Origin of the sequence: Streptomyces sp. NBC_00490, assembly GCF_036013645.1 — a bacterium.
Taxonomy (GTDB): Bacteria; Actinomycetota; Actinomycetes; order Streptomycetales; family Streptomycetaceae; genus Streptomyces; species Streptomyces canus_F.
Map to the genome: position 1 here is coordinate 6,621,198 of NZ_CP107869.1, position 24,343 is coordinate 6,645,540.

The following is a 24,343-nucleotide window of genomic DNA, read 5'->3' on the forward strand; positions in this document are numbered from 1 at the left end:
CGACGGGCTTCAGGCTAGCCCGTCCCGATGCGGTACGCCCTGGTGGGGCGGTCCGGACGGACTGGCTCCGTCGGGCCCTCGGGGCCCCGGTACCCTGCGGTACGCCTCCGATGGACCCTCGTCAGAAAGGCAGCCCCACCTGTGACTGCGATTCCCCAGGGCCGCACCCGCCGGACCGGACTGCTCGGCGCGATGTGCGCCCTGGTCGTGACGGGAACGGGCCTGACCGGGTGCGGTGGTGACGACCCCGACGCGGGCACCAACGGGGTCGGCAAGCTGCCGGCCGCCCAGATCCAGACGAAGACCCAGGCGGCCGCCGAGTCCGCCGACACGGTCCGTCTCTCAGGGAACGTGGTCACCAGCGGGCGCACTTACAAACTCGACATGCGTCTCACGTCCGACGGCGGCTCGGGCTCGGTCACCTCCGAGGGCGCGACCTTCGGGCTGCTGCGGATCGGCGAGCAGCTCTATCTCAAGGCCGACGCGGGCTTTTGGGGTCAGCAGGACGGCAAGGGCGACTCCGGCACGGACACGGCCGCCGCGGACAAGCTCGACGACAAGTTCGTGAAGGTGCCGCAGGGAGACCCCTCGTACAAGAAGTTCAGCGGCTTCACCGACAAGGACGTCCTCCTGGCGGGCCTGCTGACCCTCCACGGCGAGCTGTCCACCGACGGCCACCACGAGCAGTCCGGCACCCGCACCATCCGCATCACCGGCGGCGACGGCGCCGGCGGCAAGCTGGACGTCTCCCTGGAGGGCAAGCCGTATCCGCTCCGCCTGGAGCGCGCGGGCGGCGCGGGCACCCTGACCTTCTCGGGCTGGGGCAAGCCCTTCAGCCTGGAAAAGCCGGAGAAGGACGAGACGGTGGACTACGGCAAGGAACTGCCGACGTCCTGACGCTTACCCCTTACTTCCGCTTGCGGCGCTTCAGCAGCAGCCTGGGAAGCCCGGCGGGGATCGGCTGCCGGGTCGTGGCCGTCGTGGGAACCGGCGCCTCGGCCAGATCCCCGTCCGGCAGCGGCAGCGTCGACCCCGTCGGCTCGAGCCGCAGCACCCGGCACTCGCGCGCCCAGCGCCCCGTCATCGCCTCGCCGTCGGGCGCGTTGAGCCGCTTGCCCTTGAGCTCGGCGACAGCCGCGTCCCAGGCCTCGGACCCGGCGGACAGCTCGACGACCTTCGCCGTCCAGGCCACCAGCCGCCCGCCCTTGTCCTTGCTGCGGACGGTCACCTCGGCCTCGGTCCCGTCGGTGAGCCCCGGCAGCGGCTGCTCGCCCGGCCCGTCGCCGACCAGACACACCGCACCCTCGTGCCACACGTGCCAGAGCGCCCGGGCCGGACCCTCGGGGCCCCTGACCCAGACAAGGCCGGACTTCTTGGTGGCCTCCTCGACGAGGGCCTGGTCGAGCAGCTCACTTGTCATGCGCCCAGCCTATCCAGGCGGGTTCACCGGGACCGGGTCACAGCCAGCCGTTGCGCTTCAGCGTGCGGTGGATGCCGAGGCAGATGACACCGGTGATCATCATGATCACGGGATAGCCGTACCGCCAGTGCAGCTCGGGCATGTGCTCGAAGTTCATGCCGTACACACCGCACACCATCGTCGGTACGGCGATGATGGCCGCCCACGAGGTGATTTTCCGCATGTCCTCGTTCTGCGCCACGGACGCCTGCGCGAGGTTGGCCTGGAGGATCGAGTTGAGCAGTTCGTCGAAGCCGATGACCTGCTCCTGGACCCGGGCGAGGTGGTCGGCGACGTCCCGGAAGTACTTCTGGATGTCGGGGTCGATGAGCCGCATCGGCCGCTCGCTCAGCAGCTGCATGGGACGCAGGAGCGGCGAGACGGCCCGCTTGAACTCCAGGACCTCACGCTTGAGTTGGTAGATCCGGCCGGCGTCCGTGCCGCGCGGCGAGCCCTTGCGCCCCGGCGAGAACACCTCCGTCTCGACCTCGTCGATGTCGTCCTGCACCGCGTCGGCGACCGCGATGTACCCGTCGACGACATGGTCGGCGATCGCGTGCAGCACCGCCGAAGGACCCTTGGCGAGCAGCTCGGGATCGTCCTGGAGGCGGTGGCGCAGCGCCCGCAGCGAACCCTGTCCGCCGTGCCGGACGGTGATGAAGAAGTCCCGTCCGGTGAAGCACATGACCTCGCCGGTCTCGACGATCTCGCTGTTGGCGGTGAGCTCGTCGTGCTCGACGTAGTGGATGGTCTTGAAGACGGTGAAGAGGGAGTCGTCGTAGCGCTCCAGCTTGGGCCGCTGGTGTGCCTGCACCGCGTCCTCCACGGCCAGCGGGTGCAGCCCGAACTCGCTGGCGATACCGGAGAATTCGGCCTCGGTCGGCTCGTGCAGCCCGATCCACACGAAGCCCCCGTCACGGCGCACCTGACGCATCGCCTCGTGCGGGGTCAGTGCCGTCGGCAGCTGGACGCGGGCCCCGTCGCGGTAGACGGCGCAGTCGACGACGGCCGAGGGCGTGCCGGGGTCACGCGTGGTGTCGTAGTCGGTGCTGCTGCTCTTGCGCAGCGAGACGCGGGAGGGTCGGACCACGGCACGCAGGTCGCGGATCATCGACATGGCGGGCTCCTTCGCGACAGGCAGCGGAAAGCCGCTTCAACGGATGGAACTGCCCGGAATGAGGACGTCCTGACTGCGGATGTTTGGCACGTCCACAAAGCGGGGAGCACCGCACCATTGCGGTAGCGGGTTTCGCTGCTGATACAGATCAAACAGATCAGGCAAAACGAGACGAAGTGCTCTTCCGACGATGAAGACGCGAGCGTGAGAGGCGGCGATCGGCCGAGGGCGGATCAGCTACATCAGTGGCCGGAAGAGCGAGTGGTACTACCAGGTCGACTTCGATCCATGACAGCCCCACCTCCTCCGGTCGGTCCCTCGTAAGGGACGAGCCATTCCCCGTAGGGGGAGTCTCACGGCGTCGGGACTCGATAGCGACGCTTCTGCGTGCTGCCCCGAACCACCGGCAAAGAGTATCAGCCGACCGAATAGTCAAGGCGCTGCTTTGCCCGGTACTGACGAGTTCTATGCTCGCGGCATGGCTGATGTTCTTCCCTTGGTCGAGGCCCGGTTGCGTACGGCGCTGGGCGAACCGGACGCGCGCGCCGCGGTCACCTTCCTCGGCACGGACCGCGTCGAGGTGCTGCGTTTCCAGGAGGGCGACATCGTCCGCTACGCCACGCTCGGCATGTCGGCGCAACCGATGGGCGACCCCACCGCGACGCTCGCCGACCCGGTCAAGGGGCCGCGCGCCGAGCTGGTCCTCTCGGTCCGCGCCGGACTCGCCGACACCGACAAGGTGCTCCGCCCGCTCGCCGTACTCGCCGCGTCCCCGCAGGTCGAGGGTGTGATCGTGGCCCCCGGCGCCTCCCTCGACGTCGGCGAACCCCTGTGGCCCGGCGCCCCGTTCACCTCGGTCCTGGTGGCCGAACCGGGTGGCCTGGTCGAGGATCTGGAACTCGACGAGCCCATGGACCCGGTCCAGTTCCTGCCGCTGCTGCCCATGACCCCGAACGAGGCCGCCTGGAAGCGCGTCCACGGTGCTCAGGCCCTCCAGGAGCGCTGGCTGACGAACGGGACGGACCTGCGGGATCCGTCCCGGAAGTCCGTCCCGCTGGAGTGACTGAGGTCACCAACCGGTGGCTGGAAAGCGTCAGTTGACGAAGACGGCCACGCTGTCCTCTGTGGCGTGCTTCGACTCCAGTTCCTCCGCTTCGTTAGTGAGCGCGTTCCGTCGTACGACGACCACGAGTGCGCCCAGGACGGCGGTCACCGCCGCCACCACGAACGGCATGTGGATGTCGCTCCACTCCTCGATCTTCGGCGCGAAGTAGGGCGCGGCAGCGGCCGCGAACCAGCGCACGAAGTTGTAGCCGGCGCTCGCCACCGGGCGCGGCGCGTCCGACACGCCGAGCGCCAGTTCCGTGTAGACGGTGTTGTTCACGCCGATGAACGCGCCGGAGAGGATCGTGCAGACGATCGCGACGGCGTGGCTGCCGTAGCCGAGGGCGAGCACGTCGACGGCGAGCAGGACGAGCGAGCCGCCGAGCACCTTCAGCGAACCGAACCGCCGCTGCAGACGCGGTGCCACGAGCACCGAGAACACGGCGAGCAGCACGCCCCAGGCGAAGAACACGGCACCCGACTTGTACGGGGTCATGTTCAGCACGAACGGCGTGAAGGCCAGCACGGTGAAGAACGTGTAGTTGTAGAAGAACGCCGAGGCGGCGGCGGAGGCGAGGCCGCCGTGGCCCAGTGCCTTGAGGGGGTCGAGCAGTGAGGTCTTGCGGGCCGGCCTGGGCTGCTCCTTCAGGAACACCGTGATGCACAGGAAGCCGACCGCCATCAGGAAGGCCGTGCCGAAGAACGGGTAGCGCCAGTTGGCGTCGCCGAGCAGCGCGCCCAGCAGCGGGCCGCACGCCATGCCCAGGCCGAGCGCCGACTCGTAGAGCAGGATCGCCGCGGCGCTCCCGCCCGCCGCCGCGCCGACGATGACGGCGAGGGCGGTCGAGACGAAGAGGGCGTTGCCGAGGCCCCAGCCCGCGCGGAAGCCGACGAGTTCGGCGACCGAGTTCGAGGTGCCCGCGAGGCCGGCGAAGACGACCACGAACGCGAGGCCGAGCAGCAGGGTCTTGCGGCCGCCGATGCGGCTGGAGACGAAACCGGTGACCAGCATCGCGACGGCGGTGATGAGGAAGTACGAGGTGAAGAGCAGGGAGACCTGGCTGGCGGTGGCGTCGAGGCCCTGGGCGATGGACGGCAGGATCGGGTCGACCAGTCCGATGCCCATGAAGGCGACGACGGAGGCACCGGCCGTGGCCCAGACCGCCTTGGGCTGTCGCAGGAGGCTGCCCGCTCCCGCGTCGAAGGCGTCCATGGTTTCTCCAATTCCGGCGAGGAGATGGTTGGTATATGCACATAGTAAGTTAGGGCAGCTAAATAATGCAAGCTACATCTAGTTGTCCCTGGTGGGGCGATCTGAAGGCGGTTCCGCCCGGACGGGTGATCGTCCTTGACGTGGGGGAGCAGGGGTAGGACCGTGGGGCCCTATGAGGGGCGAACCCAGTTGCCCGAAGTGTGGTGGCCGGGTCAGGGCTCCCGGACTCTTCGCCGACACCTGGCAGTGCGATGTGCACGGGACGGTGCATCCGCTCCAGCCGGTGATCCCGCCCAGCGTCGAGGCGCTCGACGTCGTGGTGCACCGCACACAGGTACCGGTCTGGATGCCGTGGCCACTGCCGGTCGGCTGGCTTTTCACGGGTGTCGGCTGCGCGGGCGACGACCGCAGCGGGGGTCGTGCGACGGCGGTGGCGTGCACGGGGCCCGGACCGCTGGGCGGTATCGGAGAACTGATCCTGGTCGCCGAGGAGCTCGGTGTGGGTCTCGGTGCGCGGTACGCCGGGATCGACGGGCCGGATCCGGGGCCGTACATGAACGTCGAGAAGCCACCACAGGCGAAGGTGCTGGCCGCCGGGCGGCCCACGCCGCTGTGGCATGTCTCCGGGGCGCCGGACGATCGGGCGGTCTTCGCGGGCGAGGCTCGCGGACTGTGGCTGTGGGCCGTGGTGTGGCCCGAGCAGTCGGGGCTGCTGATGTACGACGAGCTCGTGCTGACGGATCTGCGGGACGCGGGGGCCGAGGTGGAGCTGGTGCCCTGCGGAGCGTTGTCGCCGCGCTTGCTTGAGCCGTAGCGCCTACGGGGGTGGGGGCTTCGGTGCGTTGGCGGCTGCGGGTGCGTTGTGGTTGATCGCGCGGTTCCCCGCGCCCCTGGGTGGGTCTGTGTAAAGGTCTCTCATAGGTTTCGGGTGTGACTGGGGGGCTGTGAGTCCGGTTATCCTTTAGCGGTCCCTTGTGTTCCGTTGGTGTCTGGAGTTCGTGTCGTGCGCATTGATCTGCACACCCACTCCACGGCTTCCGATGGGACGGACACGCCTGCTGAGCTGGTGCGTAATGCCGCCGCGGCTGGGCTGGACGTGGTCGCGCTGACCGATCACGACACCACTCGCGGGTACGCCGAGGCGATCGCGGCGCTGCCGGAGGGGCTCACGCTCGTCACCGGGGCGGAGCTGTCCTGTCGTCTCGACGGCGTGTCCATGCACCTGCTGGCCTACCTCTTCGATCCCGAGGAGGCGGAGCTGCTCGCCGAGCGGGAGCTGGTGCGGGACGACCGGGTGCCGCGGGCGCGGGGCATGGTCGCCCGGCTCAACGAGCTGGGTGTGCCCGTCACCTGGGAGCAGGTGATGCGGATCGCCGGGGACGGGTCCGTCGGACGGCCGCATGTCGCCACCGCGCTCGTCGAACTCGGGGTCGTACCCACCGTGAGCGACGCCTTCACCCAGGACTGGCTCGCCGACGGCGGCCGGGCCCACGTGGAGAAGCACGAGACCGACCCCTTCGAGGCGATCCGGCTGGTCAAGGCCGCGGGCGGCGTCACCGTCTTCGCGCACCCGGGCGCCAGCAAGCGCGGGCACACGGTGCCGGAGTCCGCGATCGCCGAGTTGGCCGCGGCCGGGCTCGACGGTATCGAGGTCGACCACATGGACCACGACGACGAAACCCGGGCCGGGCTGCGCGGACTCGCCGCCGATCTGGGGCTGCTGGTCACCGGGTCCTCCGACTACCACGGCAGCCGCAAGACCGTCACGCTCGGCGAGTACCGGACCGACCCCGAGGTGTACGGCGAGATCATCCGGCGGGCCACCGGCGCGTTCCCGGTGCCGGGGACCGGCGGAGTCTGAGACTCGCTCTCACGTCCATCTGATCTCTCCCTTTCTCCTCGCAAGGCTCTCCTGTGTTCGACGCTGCCGTTTTCGGCTCCCTGTTCCTGACCCTCTTCGTCATCATGGATCCCCCCGGGATCACCCCGATCTTCCTGGCGCTGACCTCCGGCCGGCCCGCCAAGGTACAGAAGCGGATGGCCTTCCAGGCCGTCTGTGTCGCCGGCGGTGTCATCACCGTCTTCGGGCTCCTCGGGCACCAGATCCTCGACTACCTGCATGTCTCCGTCCCCGCGCTGATGATCGCGGGCGGACTGCTGCTTCTGCTGATCGCCCTGGACCTGCTGACCGGCAAGACCGACGAGCCGAAGCAGACCAAGGACGTCAATGTGGCGCTGGTGCCGCTGGGCATGCCGCTGCTCGCCGGGCCGGGCGCGATCGTGTCGGTCATCCTCGCCGTGCAGAAGGCCGACAGCGTCGCCACGCAGGTGTCGGTGTGGATGGCGATCCTCGCCATCCATGTCGTGCTGTGGGTGGTGATGCGGTACTCGCTGCTGATCATCCGGGTCATCAAGGACGGCGGCGTGGTCCTGGTGACACGGCTCGCGGGCATGATGCTCTCCGCGATCGCCGTGCAGCAGATCATCAACGGCATCACGCAGGTCATCCAGGCCAGCTGATCCCATGGCCGGACAGCGCAGAGCCCCCGCACGACATCGTTGCCGTACGGGGGCTCTGAAGCCTGGGTGTTACCGCGTATGTGTTACGAGGCCGAGGCCTCGGCCGGGCGGATCCAGAGTCGCTGGCCTATAGAGGCGGCCTGCTGAACGATCCGATTGACGGAGGCGGCGTCCACAACGGTGCTGTCCACGGGCGTGCCGTCGACGTCGTCGAGTCGCATGATTTCGAAGCGCATGGGCTTCTCCCTTCGTCTGGTCATCCTCCTGCGGAGAATTACTGCGTACACAGGTAGTCAACGGGGTGCGTGTTACAAACATTCCCTACGCTAAAGAAATTTTTCGAACAGCTAACTACTGACCGGTAAGCGACTCTCCGTCGTCCCATCGGGGACCGACCGGGACCGGTTGTGTTCGCAGCGTGACCGCCGGGACAATGGAAGCGATGAACGACGACCTCGCGGCACTCGCCGCCCGCATCGACCACACCAACGAGCTGCTGACACGCATGCTCGCCGAGGTGGCGAAGACACCCTCGACCCATGCGATCTTCGTCGACGCGGGGTATCTGTACGCGGCCGCGGGCCGCCTGGTCGCCGGGACCGAGGACCGCCGGGCCTTCGACCTGGACGCCGAGGGGCTGATCGAGGCGCTCATCGACCGGGCCCGCACGATCTTCGCGGACAGCAGGCTGCTGCGGGTCTACTGGTACGACGGCGCCCGGCGCCGCATCCACACCGCCGAGCAGCAGACGGTCGCCGAGCTCCCGGACGTCAAGGTACGGCTGGGCAATCTCAACGCCAACAACCAGCAGAAGGGTGTCGACTCACTGATCAGGTCCGATCTGGAGTCCCTCGCCCGGCACCGGGCGATCAGCGACGCGGCCCTGCTCGGCGGCGACGAGGACCTGGTCTCGGCGGTCGAGGCGGCCCAGGGGTACGGCGCCCGCGTCCACCTGTGGGGCATCGAGGCGCCCGAGGGCCGCAACCAGGCCGAGCCGCTGCTCTGGGAGGTCGACAGCCAGCGCGTCCTCGACCTCGACTTCTTCAAGCCGTACGTGTCACGGCGTACGTCCGCCTTCGACACCTCGGTGAACCGGCCCGGCCGTGAGGACGTCCGCTTCGTGGGCGCCCAGATCGCGGCGAAGTGGCTGGCGGCGCGGGGGCGGGAGTCGCTGGGGGAACTGCTGCCGGGGCACCCTTATCTGCCGGGGTCGGTGGACCAGGATCTGCTGGTGGAGGCGGAAGGGCTGCTGCAGTACTCCCTGCGGGGGCAGGTGGACCTGCGGCGGGCGCTGCGGGACGGGTTCTGGGAGCACCTGCAGAAGCAGTACTAACGGTTCTCGGCGGCCCGGCCCTGCTGGGGTGCGCGGGCGCTGTCCCAGAAGTCGGCGAGGGCGCGGGCCGTCTCCAGGGGGCGGTCCGTGTTGGGGGAGTGCTCGGCGCCGGGGATCACGGTCCTGCGGGCCCGCAGGCGGACGGCCATGTCGTCGAGCAGCGGCACCGGCCAGGTGTCGTCGTGCGAGCCGGACAGCACATGGAACGGCAGCGGTAGGGCGGCCAGTTCGGCCACCCGGTCCGGCTCGGCGGACAACTGGCGGCCGGTGGCGATGAGTTGGGCGGGCTTGGTGGCCATCCAGCGCCGGCGCAGATCCTCCCGGTCGTCGAGCCCGGAGTCCAGGGCGCCGCCGGTGTCGGTCTCCTCCGGCGGTTCCATGGCCTGGATCGCGTCCCACACGTCCGCCATGCCCATCACCGTCAGCGCGTCCCGGAGCAGCTTCACGCGCTGCTGCTGGGAGCCGGAGATCTGGGCGGGGCCCGAGGACATGAGGGTGAGGGAGTGGAAGGGGCCGGGGTCCAGGAGGACGGCGGCCCGCGCGATCTGGCCGCCGAGAGAGTGCCCGACGAGATGCACGGGCCCGCCGAGGGCCGCGGCCTGCGCGAGCACGTCCTTCGCCAACTCGTCCTGCGCGTACGCCGATTCGTCGTCCGCCGGACCGTCGGACTCGAACTGTCCCCGTCCGTCCACCGCGACCGTGCGGTACCCGCGTGCCGCGAGCGGCCCATGCAGCGGGTTGAAGTCCTCCTTGCTGCCGGTGAACCCGGGCAGCAGCAGAGCGGTTCCCCTGGGGGCGACGCCGTCCGCCACGGCCGCGTCGACGACGGCGAACTCACCGCGAGCGGTGCGCAGGGAGTGGGCGCGGGCGCCGGGGGGCGGGGCGAAGGTGGGGGGCCTGCTCATGCGACGAGGCTATCCGGCGGGGCGGGTGGAGGGCGGCAGTGGCTGTGTGAGGTGGGCCATGCGGGGCCCTGGCGGGGCGTGTGGCGGGCCGAGCGGCACGCCGTGGTTCATGTTGAGGCGGGTTCGTGGGCGGGGGCCATGTGGGTAGGTGAGCCGGGCTCGCTGCTCCGGAGGGGCCGGAAACGCCGACGGCCCGGCCCACGTGACGTGGGCCGGGCCGTCGGGTGAGCGGTCAGCTTTCCGCGGTCTCCGCGACCTTGCGGGTGCGGCGGCGCGGCTTGGTCTCCGGCTCCTCGGCGGCCTGCGCCGGGATGTCGGCGGCCGCGGCCGTCTTCCGCGTGCGAGCCGGCTTGGCCTCGGTGGCGGCGGCGGTCGACTTGCGGGCGCGTGTCGGCTTGGCCTCGGTCGTCTCCGTGGCGGCGGCCGTCTTGCGGGTGCGGCGCGGCTTTGTCTCCGCGCCCTCCGCCGTGTCCACGGCCGTCTCGGCGGCGGCTGCCACCTTGCGGGTGCGAGGCGGCTTGGCCTCGGTGACCTCCGGAGCCGCGGCGGCTTCGACGGTCTCGGCGACCTTGCGGGTGCGGCGGGTCCGGGGCTTGGCCTCCGTGGCCTCGGCGGTGTCGACCACGGCCTCGGCGGCCTCGGCGGCCTCGGCGACCTTGCGCGTACGGCGACGCGGCGCGGCGGCGGGGGCCTCGGCCGTGTCGACCGCGGTCTCGGCTGCGGCGGCGGCCTTGCGGGTGCGGCGCGGCTTGGCCTCCGTGCCCTCGGCCGTGTCCACCGCGGTCTCCGCGGCGGCAGCCGTCTTGCGCGTACGGCGCGGCTTGGTCTCCGGCTCCTCCGCGGCCTGCGCCGGGATCTCGGCGACCGGCGCGGCGGTCTCGGCGACCTTGCGGGTACGGCGGGTCCGGGGCTTGGCCTCGGCGGCCTCGGCCGTGTCGACCACGGTCTCGGCGGTGGCGGCCGTCTTCCGCGTGCGGCGCGGCTTGGTCTGCACGGCCTCGGCGGTGTCGACGGCGGCCTCGGGAGCGGTGGCGGCCTTGCGGGTGCGGCGCGGCTTGGTCTCCGTGCCCTCGGCCGTGTCCACCGCGGTCTCGGCGGCGGCAGCCGTCTTGCGCGTACGGCGGCGCGGCGCGGCGACGGGGGCCTCGGCCTCCGCGACCTCGACGACGGCCGGCGCCTCGACGGCGACCGTCTCCGCGGCCTTGCGGGTCCGGCGGCGGGGCTTCGTCTCGGTGGCCTCGGCGACGGGCGCCTCGGGCTCCTTGACCTCGGCCACGGTCTCCGGGACCTCGACGGTGACCGGCGCCTCGACGGCGGCGGTCTCCGACCTGCGGCTACGGCGGCGGCGCGGCTTGGTCTCCGCGGCCTCGGCCGTGTCGACCGCGACCTCCGCGGCCTCGGACGTCGTGGCCGTGGTCGGCACCGACTCCAGCGAGGCGGCTCCGTTGCGGGTGCGGCGACGGCGACGCGGGGTGCGGGACGCGGACGCGTCCTCGGTCACCGCGGTCTCCTCCGGCGCGGTCGTGCCCACCGGAGCGGCGGCCCCGTCCAGCGGTGTGCCGTTGCGGGTACGACGGCGACGCCGAGGCGTACGGGCCGGGCGCTCGCGCTCGGCGGAACGGGTCTCGTCCCGGCCACCGCGGCCACCTCGGTCGCCCCGGTCGGTGCGACCGCGGCCACCACGGCCACCGGTCTCACCCAGGTCCTCGACCTCCTCCGCGGCGAGGCCCGCGCGGGTGCGGTCGCCACGCGGCAGGACACCCTTGGTGCCCGCGGGGATGTTCATCTCCTCGTAGAAGTGCGGGGAGGTGGAGTACGTCTCCGGCGGGTCGTTGAAGTTGAGCTCCAGCGCCTTGTTGATGAGCTGCCAGCGCGGGATGTCGTCCCAGTCGACGAGGGTGATCGCGATGCCCTTGGCGCCCGCGCGGCCGGTACGGCCGATGCGGTGCAGGTACGTCTTCTCGTCCTCGGGGGTCTGGTAGTTGATGACGTGGGTCACGCCCTCGACGTCGATACCGCGGGCGGCGACGTCGGTGCAGACGAGGACGTCCACCTTGCCGTTGCGGAAGGCCCGCAGCGCCTGCTCACGCGCGCCCTGGCCGAGGTCGCCGTGGACGGCGCCGGAGGCGAAGCCGCGCTGCTGGAGCTGGTCGGCGAGATCGGCGGCCGTGCGCTTGGTACGGCAGAAGACCATGGCCAGTCCGCGGCCGTCGGACTGCAGTATCCGCGCGACCATCTCGGGCTTGTCCATGTTGTGCGCGCGGTAGACGAACTGCGCGGTGTTGCGCACCGTCTGGCCCTCGTCGTCCGGCGCGGTGGCGCGGATGTGCGTGGGCTGCGACATGTAGCGGCGTGCGAGACCGATGACCGCGCCCGGCATGGTCGCCGAGAACAGCATCGTCTGGCGGCGGGCCGGCAGCAGGTTGATGATCTTCTCGACGTCGGGCAGGAAGCCCAGGTCGAGCATCTCGTCGGCCTCGTCGAGGACGAGGGCCTTGATGTGCTTGAGGCTGAGCTTCTTCTGGCCCGCGAGGTCCAGCAGTCGGCCCGGGGTGCCGACGATCACGTCGACGCCCTTCTTGAGGGCCTCGACCTGCGGCTCGTACGCCCGGCCGCCGTAGATGGCGAGAACGCGTACGTTACGGACCTTGCCCGCGGTCAGCAGGTCGTTGGTGACCTGCTGGCACAGCTCGCGCGTGGGGACGACGACGAGGGCCTGCGGGGCGTCGGTGAGGTCCTCGGGCTTCGCGCGGCCGGCCTCGACATCCGCGGGGACGGTGACGCGCTCGAGGAGCGGGAGGCCGAAGCCCAGCGTCTTGCCGGTGCCGGTCTTGGCCTGGCCGATGACGTCCGAGCCCGAAAGGGCGACGGGGAGCGTCATCTCCTGGATGGGGAAGGGGGTGATGATGCCGACGGCCTCGAGGGCTTCGGCGGTCTCGGCAAGGATTCCGAGATCTCTGAACGTCGTAGTCAGGGTTTTGCCTCTTCTGTGTGCGCGGTGCGAGGCGAGCTCGGGGGTCGTCTAGGACCGTGCTGGGGACGTCGACTGCCTTACGGGGCTAGCCGTAATGGCACGGGACCTCTGCCGACGCTCAAGCGCTCGAACCGCTGAGGGTCCCTCCGGATGCCGTACGCACAGTGCCGTACGGCCAAGGAGAGCTGTCAGGTCGGAGCCGACCGGGGCCACCGACCGGGCATCCTCATACGTGCGGCCCGTCGAAATACGCGGTCCTCATAGACGTGCGTACTCAGCAGGCGCATTACCACCATACCCCGGAAACGCGCACATGCGATGGCCGATTTGGTCACGTAGTCGTCGTCACACTGCTTCACCAGGGACTTCCACCGCGCGGGGAGCGGGCTATTGTGCGCTTCATGACGACGCCTGACAACACCTCCGACGCTTCTCCCGAACCCACCGGAGTCGCCGCCCAGGACTGGGCGAAGGCCTCCGCCGAACCGCAGTACCGGGCCGCTGTCGTGGACCTGCTCGGCGCGCTCGCGTACGGGGAGCTGGCGGCGTTCGAGCGGCTCGCGGAGGACGCCAAGCTGGCGCCGACGCTCGCGGACAAGGCGGAGCTGGCCAAGATGGCGTCGGCGGAGTTCCACCACTACGAGAAGCTGCGCGACCGGCTGACCGAGATCGGTGCGGAGCCCACGGCGGCCATGGAGCCGTTCGTCGCCGCGCTGGACGGCTTCCACCGGCAGACGGCGCCCTCGGACTGGCTGGAGGGGCTCGTCAAGGCCTACGTGGGCGACTCGATCGCCAGTGACTTCTACCGGGAGGTCGCGGCACGGCTGGACTCGGACAGCCGTGAGCTGGTGCTGGCGGTACTGGACGACACCGGGCACGCCGGGTTCGCCGTGGAGAAGGTGCGGGCGGCCATCGACGCCGATCCTCGCGTGGGCGGACGTCTCGCTCTGTGGGCGCGGCGTCTCATGGGAGAGGCCCTGTCGCAGTCGCAGCGGGTCGTCGCGGACCGGGACGCGCTGTCGACGATGCTCGTGGGCGGGGTTGCCGACGGGTTCGATCTGGCCGAGGTCGGGCGGATGTTCTCGCGGATCACCGAGGCGCACACGAAGCGGATGGCCGCGCTGGGCTTGGCGGCCTAGCACTTCGCGGGGGGCGGCTCGGGTTGTTGCGCGACTGCCGGTTGTGAGGGCTGGTCGCGCATATCCCCGCGCCGCTGCCGGCCCTACGCCGGTGCCGACCTACGGCGGAGTCTTCCCGCGGGGCGCAGCAGGAGCGAGAGGGACGCGGCCGAGACGACCGCCGCGCCGATCAGATTCACCAGGATGCTGCCCGCGCCCAACGCGCTGTGCGTCACGAACGCGCCGAACAGGGCTCCGGCGATGCCCGTCGCCATGACCAGGGAGCGGGCCGGCAGGCGGTGGGCCAGCCGGTGCGCCGCCGCCGCGGCCAGGACGAGACCGAGCAACACGGAACCGAGTGCTTCCAGCAACATCATTCGGGGTCCCTCCCACACGGTCACGCTGCGCATTGCGGTCGTAGCCCGTCATACCCGTGACCTGCGGAATGCAACCCTCCTCTGTGGGTGACTTGTGCTCCATATGTGGGGAAAAAATCCTGCGGAGCCCTGTCCGTACGAACGAGAAGGGCCCGGCGACTTCAAGTCGCCGGGCCCTTCTCGTATGCGTCCGTCTACAGCGCGCCGAAGCCCACCTTGCGCGGGGCCGGCTCGCCGAGCTCCACGTAGGCCAGGCGTTCCGCCGGGACCAGGATCTTGCGGCCGTGCTCGTCCGTGAGGCTCAGCAGCTGCGACTTTCCGGCCAGTGCCTCGGCCACCACGCGCTCGACCTCCTCGGCACTCTGACCGCTCTCCAGAACGATCTCGCGGGGCGCGTGCTGCACGCCGATCTTGACCTCCACGGCTATGTCCCTCCGACGGTCAGTGAAGTGCGCGACCTTGCGCGCCGTACCCAGCACACATTAGCCCGGTGAGGGGACGTTCACGCTCCGCGCAAGAACGCCAGGAGCGAACAGCGGGCGGGAACAAAGTGTCGGGTCAGTGGTGATCGATGCCGTGCAGCGGGAAACCGGCGATCCCCCGCCACGCCAGGGACGTCAGCAGCTGCACCGCCTGATCGCGCGGCACACTGCGGTCGCTGTGCAGCCAGGAGCGGGCCACGACCTGCGCGAGACCGCCCAGGCCCGAGGCCAGCAGCATCGACTCCGCGCGCGAGAGGCCGGTGTCCTCGGCGATGACGTCGCAGATCGCCTCGGCGCACTCGTTCGTGACCTTGTCGACGCGCTCGCGCACGGCGGGCTCGTTGGTCAGGTCCGACTCGAAGACCAGACGGAACGCGCCGCCGTCGTCCTCGACGTACGCGAAATAGGCGTCCATGGTCGCCCGTACGCGCTGCTTGTTGTCGCTCGTCGAGGCGAGCGCGTGCCGGACGGACTGGATCAGGGACTCGCAGTGCTGGTCCAGCAGTGCGAGATACAGGTCGAGCTTGCCCGGGAAGTGCTGGTAGAGCACCGGCTTGCTGACCCCGGCCCGCTCGGCGATGTCGTCCATCGCGGCCGAGTGGTAGCCCTGCGCCACGAAGACTTCCTGTGCGGCGCCCAGCAACTGATTCCGTCGGGCACGGCGCGGCAGGCGCGTACCTCGAGGGCGTGCCGCCTCTGTCTGCTCGATGGCTGTCACGCCGCCTCCCAAAACTCGTCCACTCGCGGTGTGCGCCGCGCCGCCATCGTACTTTTCGGTAACCGTGGTGTGCGCGGTGCGAGCGCAGAATTTCACGTACCGGACGGCGGCGAAAGCCCCGCGAAGGTTTCAAAGGGGTACTTAGCGGGCAACGCCTGTCGCGCTCCCGCTCGGTGCTGGAGCCCGGGGCGTCACCGATAGTCCTCCTCGTCGATCTGGACGACGCGGGCCTGTTCGATGAGGTCGGCCTCGTCGGCCTGGCCTGTGTCGACGTCGGTCAGCGGGTCGTCGCGGTCCTGCGAGACGGCCTTCTGCTGCTCGGCGGCGTCACCCTCGGGCGCCTCGACGTCGAGTTCGACGTCACCGCCGCTGTCCTCGAAGGTGTCGGGGTCGCTGGGGTCGTAGGCCATTGCGGGCTCCCTTCCTAGAACGTCCCTGACCGATGCAGGGGGCCACATGCGGGTGCCCTGCGTACGAGCCTAGGAGACACACGATCTGGACGCTATGCGATGTGGGTGGACTCTGTGACGGCGAACACATGAACCACTGCGTGATCGTCTCGTAACATTGCCGCATGTCTTCGACCGAGTTGCCGTCCGTACCGGCCGCCAATGTGCTCCCGAAGGTGACGCCCGTCAGGGTGGCGGAAGGCGAGCGGCTCAGGTCGGTGGGGCTGCCGGGGATCACGCTGTCGGTCCGTTCGAGACCGCCCGCGCGCGAGGGTCTGCCGCCCGCGCTCTACGTCCACGGCCTCGGCGGTTCCTCGCAGAACTGGTCGGCGCTGATGCTGGAGCTCGAGGGCGTTCTCGACGGTGAGGCCGTCGACCTGCCCGGTTTCGGGGACTCGCCGCCACCGGACGACGGCGACTACTCGATCACCGCACACGCACGTGCGGTGATTCGTTTTCTGGACGCTTCCGGCCGCGGCCCGGTGCATCTCTTCGGCAACTCCCTCGGCGGCGCGGTCTCCACGCGCGTGGCCGCGGTCCGCCCCGACCTCGTGCGGACGCTGACGCTCGTCTCGCCGGCGCTCCCCGAGATCCGTGTGCAGCGCAGCGCGGTGCCCACCGCGCTCCTCGCGGTGCCGGGCGTGGCCGCGCTGTTCACCCGGCTCAGCCGCGACTGGACGGCCGAGCAGCGCGTCCGCGGCGTCACGGCGCTCTGCTACGGCGATCCCACGCGGGTCTCACCGGAGGGGTTCCGGCACGCCGTCGAGGAGATGGAGCGACGGCAGCAACTCCCGTACTTCTGGGACGCGATGACACGCTCCGCGCGCGGACTGGTCAACGCGTACACGCTCGGCGGCCAGCACGCACTGTGGCGCCAGGCCGAGCGGGTCCTCGCGCCGACCCTGCTCGTCTACGGCGGCCGCGACCAGCTCGTCGGCTTTCGCATGGCCCAGAAGGCGGCCCGGGCCTTCCGTGACTCCCGGCTGCTGACCCTGCCGGAGGCGGGGCATGTGGCGATGATGGAGTATCCGGACACGGTGTCCCGGGCGTTCCGGGAGCTCCTGGCGTACGCGGAGGGCTCCGACGGCGGGGGCGGGTCCGTGGGCGCGCCGGGTGGTGGGGTGCCTGTGGATGCCGGTGCGTCCGACAGTGCGGCCGAGACCGCGAGCGCGGGGAGCTGAGGGGCGGGGTGGGACGACACAGTCGCCGCCGCGGGCCCGCTCCCAAGAGCGACGCCGCGGACACAACCGCAAGACAAGAGGGCCGGGAGGCCGAGGCTGCTCCGCCGCGGCAGGGCGTGCGGGCGCCGGGCGGGCCCCCGGTGTACGGGGATCCGGTCTACCGGGAGGCCCCCCAGGGGGCTCGGCGGTTCCCGGACGGGGCGCCCGCGCAGGGGGCACCGAGGTCCGCCGACGGGACTCCGGCGCGGGGGGTGCCGCGGTTCGGGGGCGGGACGCCCGCGCGGGGGATTCCGCGCTCGGCTGACGGGACACCGGCTCGTGGTGTGCCGAGGCTCGCCGACGGTACGCCCGCGCAGGGTGTGCCGCGTCTTCCGGACGGCACTCCTTCGCGTGGCATGCCCCGACTCCCCGACGGCACCCCTGCCCACGGCACGCCCAGGTTTCCTGAGGGCACCCCCGCGCACGGCACCCCCCGGGTCCGTGGCGGTCACCCCGAGCAGCGTGAAGCAGGCGGTGCATGGGGTGAGTTGGGGGCGCACGGCATGGCCGGCGCGCCCGGTGTCGCGATACCGCGGCAGCGGCAGGCGCCTCCCGGAGGACCCCGGCAGTCAGGGGCGGGAAGTCCTCGGCAGGAGTATCTCGACGCCTTCGGGGACCAGGACGTCTTCGCGCCGCGCTCTCCTCGGGGACCGGCCGACCCGTACGCCTCCGTCACCGACTGGCGGACCGTGCCGCAGCCCCGTACCGATGTCGACGACGTCGACGACGAGCCGCCGACCGGTGAGCCCACGCGGCAGAAGGGCGGCAAGGGGCGGGCCTTCACCGGCATCGCGGCGGCCGCCGTCACCACCGTGCTGGCCATCGTCGTCGCGGGTCAGGTCGCCGACGGGCGGGACGACGACGGCGTACGGTCGCAGTCGGCCGCCGATCAGGCGCGGGACGGCCGGGATTCGGCCTCGCGCTCGGACGGGCGGCCGGCGCCGTCCTCGTCGGCGGGCGTGGCGACGCTGACGTACGAGCAGAAGATGGACAAGAGGTACGCGCTCGGCGCGAAGCTCGACGGGTCGGGGAAGTTCGACGCGGTCCAGGGCATCGACAAGGCGCCCGGTAAGGGCCAGAAGTTCACCTACCGGGTGGATGTCGAGCAGGGGCTCGGGCTGGACGGCGAACTGTTCGCCGAGGCCGTGCAGAAGACGCTCAACGACGACCGGAGCTGGGCGCACAACGGGGCCCGCACCTTCGAGCGCGTCTACTCCGGGAAGCCCGACTTCGTGATCACGCTCGCCAGTCCGGGGACGACCGCGGAGTGGTGTGCGAAGTCCGGTCTGGACACGACCGTGGACAACGTGTCCTGTGATTCGGCCTCCACCGAGCGCGTGATGATCAATGCCTTCCGGTGGGCTCAGGGGTCCCCGACCTACGGTGATCAAATTCACGCCTACCGGCAGATGCTGATCAATCACGAGGTCGGCCACCGGCTCGGCTACCACCACGTGACCTGCGACAAGAACGGCGAACTCGCCCCGGTCATGCAGCAGCAGACCAAGTTCCTGAACCACGACGGGATCACGTGCAAGGCCAACCCCTGGGCCTACCCCGGGAGTTGACGGGCGCCTCTTGTGCCGCGTTGACATGCGCAGAAAAGTCGTACATATTGCTGCGCATGTCGCCCCGTCACGCCTCCGTTCGCGCCGCCATCGAGCTGGCGCTCATCGGCGTGACCGCACTGTGCGTGGCCGATATTCACTGTCGCTGACGTCCGCCCTGAGGCGTTCGCGTCGCGATCCTTTTTCCTTCCCGTGACCTGGTCACGGTTTTTCGACGACCTGACGCCCGGGCAGACGTCTGTTCACTTTCGTCTCACCCCTTGTCTGTCTGTCTCACCATTCGAGAGGTCGTCTCCGATGCGTCATCCGTCCGTCATAGCGCGCCGCGTGGCCGCGGTGTCCGTAAGCCTGGTTCTGGCGGCGGGCGCCGCCGCCTGCGGGCCGGACGACAACGATGCCAAGGGCTCCGGTGGTGACTCCACGCCCCACAAGGGCGGCACCCTGACGGTCCTGAACTCCAACCCGCAGCAGGACTTCGACCCGGCCCGGCTCTACACCTCCGGCGGCGGCAACGTCCCGTCCCTGGTCTTCCGTACGCTCACCACCCGCAACCGTGAGAACGGCGAGGCCGGTGCCGAGGTCGTCCCGGACCTCGCGACCGACACCGGGCGCCCCAGCAAGGACGCGACCGTGTGGACGTACACCCTGAAGAAGGGGCTGAAGTACGAGGACGGCACCGCGATCACGTCCGCCGACATCAAGTACGGCATCGAGCGGTCCTTCGCCCCCGAGCTCTCCGGTGGCGCCCCCTATCTGCGGGACTGGCTGGTCGGTGCCGCCGACTACCAGGGGCCGTACAAGGACAAGGGCGGGCTCGACGCGATCGAGACGCCGGACGAGCGGACCATCGTCTTCCATCTGAACAAGCCCGAGGGCGAGTTCCCGTACCTGGCCACACAGACCCAGTTCACGCCGGTGCCCAAGGCCAAGGACACCGGGACGAAGTACGAGGAGCACCCGGTCTCGTCCGGCCCGTACAAGGTCGTCAAGAACGAGAACGACGGTGAGCACCTCGTTCTGGAGCGCAACACGTACTGGTCCGCCTCGACGGACGCCGAGCGCAAGGCCTACCCGGACAGGGTCGACGTACGGTCCGGGCTCGACTCCTCCGTGATCAACCAGCGGCTGTCCGCGTCCCAGGGGGCGGACTCGACCGCGGTCACCACGGACACCAACCTCGGGCCGGCCGAGCTCGCCAAGGTGACGGGCGACAAGGAGCTGGCCGCGCGCGTCGGCACCGGTCACTTCGGCTACACGAACTACATAGCGTTCAACCCGACGGTCAAGCCGTTCGACAACCCCAAGGTGCGGCAGGCGATCTCGTACGCCATCGACCGGTCGTCCGTGGTGAACGCGGCGGGCGGTTCGTCCCTCGCCGAGCCCGCGACCACCTACCTGCCGAACCAGAAGTCCTTCGGCTACGAGCCCTACGATCTGTTCCCGGCGGGTGACGCCGGCGACGCGGCGAAGGCCAAGGAGCTGCTGAAGGAGGCCGGTCACGCGAACGGGCTGACCATCACGCTGACCCACTCCAACGCCAAGGACTTCGAGACCAGCCCGGAGATCGCGACCGCGATCCAGGACGCGCTCAAGAAGGCCGGCATCACGGTCAAGCTGCAGGGTCTGGAGGACAACGACTACTCCGACAAGATCCACAACGTGAAGACGGAGCCCGGCTTCTTCCTCGCCCACTGGGGTGCGGACTGGCCGTCCGGCGGTCCCTTCCTCGCCCCGATCTTCGACGGCCGACAGATCGTGAAGGACGGCGCGAACTTCAACACGGGCCTGTTGAACGACAAGTCGGTCAATGCCGAGATTGACTCGATCAACAAGTTGACCGACCTTGACGCTGCCGCCAAGCGGTGGGGCGCGCTGGACAAGAAGATCGGCGAGCAGGCGCTGACCGTGCCGCTGTTCCACCCCGTCTACAAGCGTCTGGTGGGCAAGGACATCAAGAACGTCGTGATCAGCGACTGGACCGGGGTGCTGGACATCTCGCAGGTCGCGGTGAAGTAGCGCCGTGAGCGAGGCACTTGTCGCCACCCAGGCCCCCGAGGCGTCCGTCTCGGGGGCCTCGGGGGCCCGTCAGTTCTGGCGGCGGCTGCGGACGCAGCGCGCCGCCCTCGTCGCGGCGGCCGTCGTCGCGCTGCTCGTCCTGGTCGCGCTCGCGGCGCCGCTGCTGACCGCCCTCGAGGGCCAGGACCCGACCACCTACCACCCTTCGCTGGTCGACTCCGCGCGCGGTGGCGTGCCCGTCGGCTCCTTCGGGGGCATCAGCGGCGACCACTGGCTCGGCGTCGAACCGCAGACCGGGCGCGACATGTTCGCGCGGCTCGTCTACGGCGCTCGTGTCTCCCTGGGGGTCGCGCTGGCCGCGACCGTCGTGCAGGTGTTGATCGGCGTCCTGGTGGGCGTGACGTCCGCACTCGGCAGTCAATGGGTTGATCAACTGTTGAGCCGGCTCACCGACATCATCGTCGCCCTGCCCCTCATGATCATGGCACTGGCCCTGCTCGCGATCGTGCCGTCGGACTTCCCGCGGCCCGTCCTGGTCGCCCTCGTCATCGGCCTCATCGCCTGGGGCAACATCGCGAAGATCACGCGCGCGCAGACCCTCACCCTCAAAGGGCTCGACTATGTCTCCGCGGCCCGGCTCAGCGGCTGGAGCACCTGGCGGATCGCCCGCCGCGAGCTCCTTCCCGGCCTCGCCGCGCCGGTCATCACCTACGCGGCGCTCCTCGTCCCGATCAACATCACCGTCGAGGCGGCGCTGTCCTTCCTCGGTGTCGGAGTGAAACCCCCGACGCCGTCGTGGGGACAGATGCTGACCGCCGCCGACGTCTGGTACCAGGCGGCCCCGCAGTACCTGCTGCTGCCCGCGGGCGCGCTCTTCGTGACCGTGCTGGCCCTCACCGTCCTCGGTGACGGCGTCCGCACGGCGCTCGACCCGCGCGCGGCCTCTCGTCTGCGCGTCGGAACGGGCCGCAAGAGGGAGGCCAAGGCATGAGCGGCTTCACCGGCTTCGTGCTGCGCCGCCTCCTCGGCGCCCTGGTCACCCTGCTCGCCATCTCGGTGATCGTCTACGTCGTCTTCTACGTCACCCCCGGCAACGTCGCCCAGATCACCTGCGGCCCGCGCTGCTCGCCCGCCCAGGTGCAGCAGGTCGCCGGCCAACTGCACCTGAACGACCCGCTCTACACGCAGTACTGGCACTTCCTGCAGGGCCTCGTCGCCGGCCAGGACTACTCGACCGGCACCTCCGTGGAGCACTGCTCTGCGCCCTGCCTCGGGCTGTCGTACCAGAGCGACCAGCAGGTCACCCAGCTGATCCTGGCCAAGCTGCCGGTCAGCCTGTCGCTGGTGTTCGGCGCGATGGTGCTCTGGCTGATCCTCGGCGTCGGCACCGGCGTGCTGTCCGCGTGGCGGCGCGGCCGGCTCACCGAGCGCGTCCTGACCGGCATCACGCTCGCGGGTGTGGCCACGCCGGTCTTCGTCATCGGCCTGGTCCTGATGATCGTGGTCTGCGGGCAGCTGCAACTGCTGCCGTTCCCGCAGTACGTGAAACTCACCGACGACCCCGAACAGTGGGCGTGGAACCTGCTGCTGCCCTGGCTGTCGCTGGCCCTCATCGAGGCGGCCGCGTTCGCCCGCCTCACGCGCGCGTCGATGCTGGAGACGCTCGCCGAGGACCACATCCGCACCTTCCGCGCGTACGGCGTGGGGGAGCGGTCGATCATCGGGCGGCACGCGTTGCGCGGGGCGCTCGCGCCGGTCATCGCGCTCAACGCCAACAACTTCGGCGGCGCGGTCGGCGGCGCGGTGCTCACCGAGACGCTGTTCGGACTGCCGGGCATCGGTCAGGAGCTCGTCCACGCCGTCAAGGTGGTCGACCTGCCGGTCGTGGTCGGCATGGTCCTGGTCGTCGGCTTCTTCGTGGTCCTCGCCAACGCCCTCGCGGACGTGCTGTACGCGGTGGCCGACCGAAGGGTGGTGCTCGCATGAGTCTGGTGGACGTCAGGGACCTGACGGTGGAGTTCGGCGAGCTGCGGGCCGTCGACGGACTCTCCTTCCGCCTGGAGAAGGGCGCCGCCCTCGCCCTGGTGGGTGAGTCCGGCTCCGGCAAGTCCACGGTCGCCTCCGCGCTGCTGGGGCTGCATCGCGGCACGGGCGCGAAGGTCGGCGGTGCGATCGAGGTCGCCGGCATCGACGTAGCGGCGGCGTCGGACGAGGCGCTGCGGCGGCTGCGGGGCGGGAAGGCCGCGATGGTCTTCCAGGACCCGCTGTCGTCCCTCGACCCGTACTACGCGATCGGCGACCAGATCGCCGAGGTGTACCGCGTGCACGCGCGCGTGTCGCGCCGAGCCGCACGCGCGCGTGGGGTGGAGGTGCTGGACCGGGTGGGAATCGCGGACGCACCGCGCCGGTCCCGGTCCCGTCCGCACGAGTTCAGCGGCGGCATGCGCCAGCGCGCGCTCATCGCCATGGCACTGGCCTGCGAGCCGGACCTCCTGATCGCCGACGAGCCGACCACCGCCCTCGACGTCACCGTCCAGGCCCAGATCCTCGACCTGCTGCACACGCTGCGCGAGGAGACCGGCATGGGGCTGCTGCTCGTCACGCACGACGTGGGCGTGGCTGCCGAGAGCGTCGACGAGGTGCTGGTGATGCGGCACGGGCGCGTGGTCGAGCACGGAGCGGTGAGCGATGTGCTGGGGAAGCCGTCGCAGGCGTACACGCGGGAGCTGCTGGGGGCGGTGCCGCGGGTGGATGCGCGGCGGCGCGCGGCGGCCGGAGTACCGGCTGCGAGGGCGGGCTCGACCACAGCCGGCGTGCCGTCTCCCGGGGGTTCCGCGGAGCCGTCGAGCGTGCCGGGCCCCGCCTCGGGCGGGTCCTCGCCGAAGGTTGCCGGGCCGCCCTCGGGGGCGCTGTCGAAGCCCGCCTCCGAGGCGACTGCGCGGCCCACCGACGTCGTCCTCGAAGCGCGCGGCCTCCGCCGTGAGTTCGGCCGCGGCAAGCGGGCGTTCGTCGCCGTGGACGACGTGTCGCTGACGATCCGCCGCGGGGAGACCCTCGGCATCGTCGGGGAGAGCGGCAGCGGCAAGACGACGCTCGGGCGCATGCTGGTCGGGCTGCTGGAGCCGACGGCGGGGGAGATCGAGCCGGGCGGCGGGGTGCGCCCGGACGTGCAGATGGTCTTCCAGGATCCCGTCTCCTCCCTCAACCCCCGCCGCAGCGTGGGCGAGTCGATCGCCGACCCGCTCCGCGCGCGGGGCGAGAAGGACGAGACACGCATCAAGGGGCGTGTGAGGGAGCTGCTGGAGCGCGTGGGGCTCGAGGGGGCGCACTACGACCGCTATCCGCACGAGTTCAGCGGCGGACAGCGCCAGCGCGTGGGCATCGCGCGGGCGCTCGCGGCCGACCCGCGCGTCATCGTGTGCGACGAACCGGTCTCCGCGCTCGACGTGACGACCCAGGCCCAGGTGGTCGCCCTGCTCGGCGAGTTGCAGCGCGAACTCGGGCTCGCGCTCGTCTTCGTCGCCCACGACCTCGCCGTGGTACGGCAGGTCAGCGACCGGGTCGCGGTGATGCGCCGCGGCCGGATCGTCGAGTCGGGGCCCGCCGACGAGGTGTACGACAACCCCCGGGACCCGTACACCAAGCAGCTCCTGGCCGCCGTACCGGCGCTCGATCCCGAGGTGGCCGCGCGGCGCAGAGCGGCACGGAGAGAACTGGCCGCTGCCTGACGTAACGTAACTGCTTGATCTCTTAGCGCGATCGAACGCGGC

The 24,343-nt window shown here is 70.5% G+C and carries 24 protein-coding genes; 14 read left to right on the forward strand and 10 right to left on the reverse strand.

Going from position 1 to position 24,343, the window contains the following annotated elements; translation table 11 throughout:
• The first annotated feature begins 141 nt into the window (after positions 1 to 141).
• The gene (locus OG381_RS30345) at positions 142 to 897 is read left to right on the forward strand and encodes a hypothetical protein (protein WP_327719240.1); all 756 of its coding nucleotides are present in this window, start codon (positions 142 to 144) and stop codon (positions 895 to 897) included.
• 10 nt (positions 898 to 907) lie between these two features.
• On the opposite strand, the gene OG381_RS30350 is transcribed toward OG381_RS30345, so the two are convergent.
• Both OG381_RS30350 and OG381_RS30355 read right to left on the reverse strand, forming a co-directional pair.
• Positions 908 to 1,420 carry a hypothetical protein gene (locus tag OG381_RS30350; protein ID WP_327719241.1) on the reverse strand — a complete coding sequence of 171 codons (513 nt, stop codon included), beginning with the start codon at positions 1,418 to 1,420 and terminating at the stop codon, positions 908 to 910.
• A gap of 37 nt (positions 1,421 to 1,457) precedes the next feature.
• On the reverse strand, positions 1,458 to 2,576 hold the full coding sequence (locus OG381_RS30355) for a magnesium and cobalt transport protein CorA (protein WP_327719242.1): 1,119 nt from the start codon (positions 2,574 to 2,576) through the stop codon (positions 1,458 to 1,460).
• A 478-nt stretch (positions 2,577 to 3,054) separates the two neighbouring features.
• Here OG381_RS30355 and OG381_RS30360 point away from each other — a divergent pair, with 478 nt between their 5' ends.
• Positions 3,055 to 3,639 (forward strand): suppressor of fused domain protein, encoded by a 585-nt coding sequence (locus OG381_RS30360; RefSeq protein ID WP_307026198.1) that lies wholly within the window; start codon positions 3,055 to 3,057, stop codon positions 3,637 to 3,639.
• A 30-nt stretch (positions 3,640 to 3,669) separates the two neighbouring features.
• On the opposite strand, the gene OG381_RS30365 is transcribed toward OG381_RS30360, so the two are convergent.
• Positions 3,670 to 4,893, reverse strand: coding sequence for an MFS transporter (locus OG381_RS30365; protein WP_327719243.1), 1,224 nt, complete (start codon positions 4,891 to 4,893; stop codon positions 3,670 to 3,672).
• A 172-nt stretch (positions 4,894 to 5,065) separates the two neighbouring features.
• Between OG381_RS30365 and OG381_RS30370 the strand changes: the two genes are divergently transcribed.
• From OG381_RS30370 to OG381_RS30380, 3 genes are all read left to right on the forward strand, one after another.
• The gene (locus OG381_RS30370; RefSeq protein WP_266888370.1) at positions 5,066 to 5,707 is read left to right on the forward strand and encodes a DUF6758 family protein; all 642 of its coding nucleotides are present in this window, start codon (positions 5,066 to 5,068) and stop codon (positions 5,705 to 5,707) included.
• Positions 5,708 to 5,896: 189 nt separating this feature from the next.
• Positions 5,897 to 6,754 carry a PHP domain-containing protein gene (locus OG381_RS30375; protein ID WP_327719244.1) on the forward strand — a complete coding sequence of 286 codons (858 nt, stop codon included), beginning with the start codon at positions 5,897 to 5,899 and terminating at the stop codon, positions 6,752 to 6,754.
• A 53-nt stretch (positions 6,755 to 6,807) separates the two neighbouring features.
• A complete protein-coding gene (locus OG381_RS30380) occupies positions 6,808 to 7,413 on the forward strand; it encodes a MarC family protein (RefSeq protein WP_327719245.1) in 606 nt (201 codons plus the stop codon).
• Positions 7,414 to 7,496: 83 nt separating this feature from the next.
• Here the strand turns inward: OG381_RS30380 and OG381_RS30385 are convergent, their stop codons facing one another.
• Positions 7,497 to 7,649, reverse strand: a complete 153-nt coding sequence (locus OG381_RS30385) for a hypothetical protein (RefSeq protein WP_095046964.1) — start codon at positions 7,647 to 7,649, stop codon at positions 7,497 to 7,499.
• A 206-nt stretch (positions 7,650 to 7,855) separates the two neighbouring features.
• Between OG381_RS30385 and OG381_RS30390 the strand changes: the two genes are divergently transcribed.
• On the forward strand, positions 7,856 to 8,746 hold the full coding sequence (locus OG381_RS30390; protein ID WP_327719246.1) for an NYN domain-containing protein: 891 nt from the start codon (positions 7,856 to 7,858) through the stop codon (positions 8,744 to 8,746).
• On the opposite strand, the gene OG381_RS30395 is transcribed toward OG381_RS30390, so the two are convergent.
• Positions 8,743 to 9,651, reverse strand: coding sequence for an alpha/beta fold hydrolase (locus OG381_RS30395; protein ID WP_327719247.1), 909 nt, complete (start codon positions 9,649 to 9,651; stop codon positions 8,743 to 8,745). The genes OG381_RS30390 and OG381_RS30395 overlap by 4 nt on opposite strands.
• A gap of 232 nt (positions 9,652 to 9,883) precedes the next feature.
• A complete protein-coding gene (locus OG381_RS30400) occupies positions 9,884 to 12,532 on the reverse strand; it encodes a DEAD/DEAH box helicase (protein ID WP_327719248.1) in 2,649 nt (882 codons plus the stop codon).
• Between the two features lie 494 nt (positions 12,533 to 13,026).
• Between OG381_RS30400 and OG381_RS30405 the strand changes: the two genes are divergently transcribed.
• On the forward strand, positions 13,027 to 13,764 hold the full coding sequence (locus tag OG381_RS30405) for a ferritin-like fold-containing protein (RefSeq protein ID WP_266888354.1): 738 nt from the start codon (positions 13,027 to 13,029) through the stop codon (positions 13,762 to 13,764).
• 83 nt (positions 13,765 to 13,847) lie between these two features.
• On the opposite strand, the gene OG381_RS30410 is transcribed toward OG381_RS30405, so the two are convergent.
• The 4 genes from OG381_RS30410 to OG381_RS30425 all read right to left on the reverse strand — a co-directional run bounded on the left by OG381_RS30410 (position 13,848) and on the right by OG381_RS30425 (position 15,730).
• Positions 13,848 to 14,117 (reverse strand): hypothetical protein, encoded by a 270-nt coding sequence (locus tag OG381_RS30410; RefSeq protein WP_327722593.1) that lies wholly within the window; start codon positions 14,115 to 14,117, stop codon positions 13,848 to 13,850.
• A 197-nt stretch (positions 14,118 to 14,314) separates the two neighbouring features.
• Positions 14,315 to 14,542: a DUF3107 domain-containing protein gene (locus OG381_RS30415; RefSeq protein WP_046262201.1), complete on the reverse strand. Its 228-nt coding sequence runs from the start codon at positions 14,540 to 14,542 to the stop codon at positions 14,315 to 14,317.
• Between the two features lie 136 nt (positions 14,543 to 14,678).
• The gene (locus OG381_RS30420) at positions 14,679 to 15,320 is read right to left on the reverse strand and encodes a TetR/AcrR family transcriptional regulator (RefSeq protein WP_266822312.1); all 642 of its coding nucleotides are present in this window, start codon (positions 15,318 to 15,320) and stop codon (positions 14,679 to 14,681) included.
• Between the two features lie 191 nt (positions 15,321 to 15,511).
• Positions 15,512 to 15,730, reverse strand: coding sequence for a hypothetical protein (locus tag OG381_RS30425; RefSeq protein WP_327719249.1), 219 nt, complete (start codon positions 15,728 to 15,730; stop codon positions 15,512 to 15,514).
• A gap of 164 nt (positions 15,731 to 15,894) precedes the next feature.
• Between OG381_RS30425 and OG381_RS30430 the strand changes: the two genes are divergently transcribed.
• From OG381_RS30430 to OG381_RS30460, 7 genes are all read left to right on the forward strand, one after another.
• A complete protein-coding gene (locus tag OG381_RS30430) occupies positions 15,895 to 16,950 on the forward strand; it encodes an alpha/beta fold hydrolase (RefSeq protein ID WP_327719250.1) in 1,056 nt (351 codons plus the stop codon).
• Between the two features lie 8 nt (positions 16,951 to 16,958).
• Positions 16,959 to 18,557, forward strand: coding sequence for a DUF3152 domain-containing protein (locus tag OG381_RS30435; RefSeq protein WP_327719251.1), 1,599 nt, complete (start codon positions 16,959 to 16,961; stop codon positions 18,555 to 18,557).
• A 56-nt stretch (positions 18,558 to 18,613) separates the two neighbouring features.
• Positions 18,614 to 18,706, forward strand: a complete 93-nt coding sequence (locus OG381_RS30440; RefSeq protein WP_323185132.1) for an Ms4533A family Cys-rich leader peptide — start codon at positions 18,614 to 18,616, stop codon at positions 18,704 to 18,706.
• Between the two features lie 148 nt (positions 18,707 to 18,854).
• Positions 18,855 to 20,573, forward strand: a complete 1,719-nt coding sequence (locus tag OG381_RS30445) for an ABC transporter substrate-binding protein (protein WP_327719252.1) — start codon at positions 18,855 to 18,857, stop codon at positions 20,571 to 20,573.
• 4 nt (positions 20,574 to 20,577) lie between these two features.
• The gene (locus OG381_RS30450) at positions 20,578 to 21,564 is read left to right on the forward strand and encodes an ABC transporter permease (RefSeq protein WP_327719253.1); all 987 of its coding nucleotides are present in this window, start codon (positions 20,578 to 20,580) and stop codon (positions 21,562 to 21,564) included.
• Positions 21,561 to 22,559: an ABC transporter permease gene (locus OG381_RS30455; protein ID WP_327719254.1), complete on the forward strand. Its 999-nt coding sequence runs from the start codon at positions 21,561 to 21,563 to the stop codon at positions 22,557 to 22,559. The genes OG381_RS30450 and OG381_RS30455 overlap by 4 nt, the downstream gene beginning before the upstream one ends.
• Positions 22,556 to 24,301: an ABC transporter ATP-binding protein gene (locus OG381_RS30460; protein ID WP_327719255.1), complete on the forward strand. Its 1,746-nt coding sequence runs from the start codon at positions 22,556 to 22,558 to the stop codon at positions 24,299 to 24,301. The genes OG381_RS30455 and OG381_RS30460 overlap by 4 nt, the downstream gene beginning before the upstream one ends.
• Positions 24,302 to 24,343 lie beyond the last annotated feature (42 nt).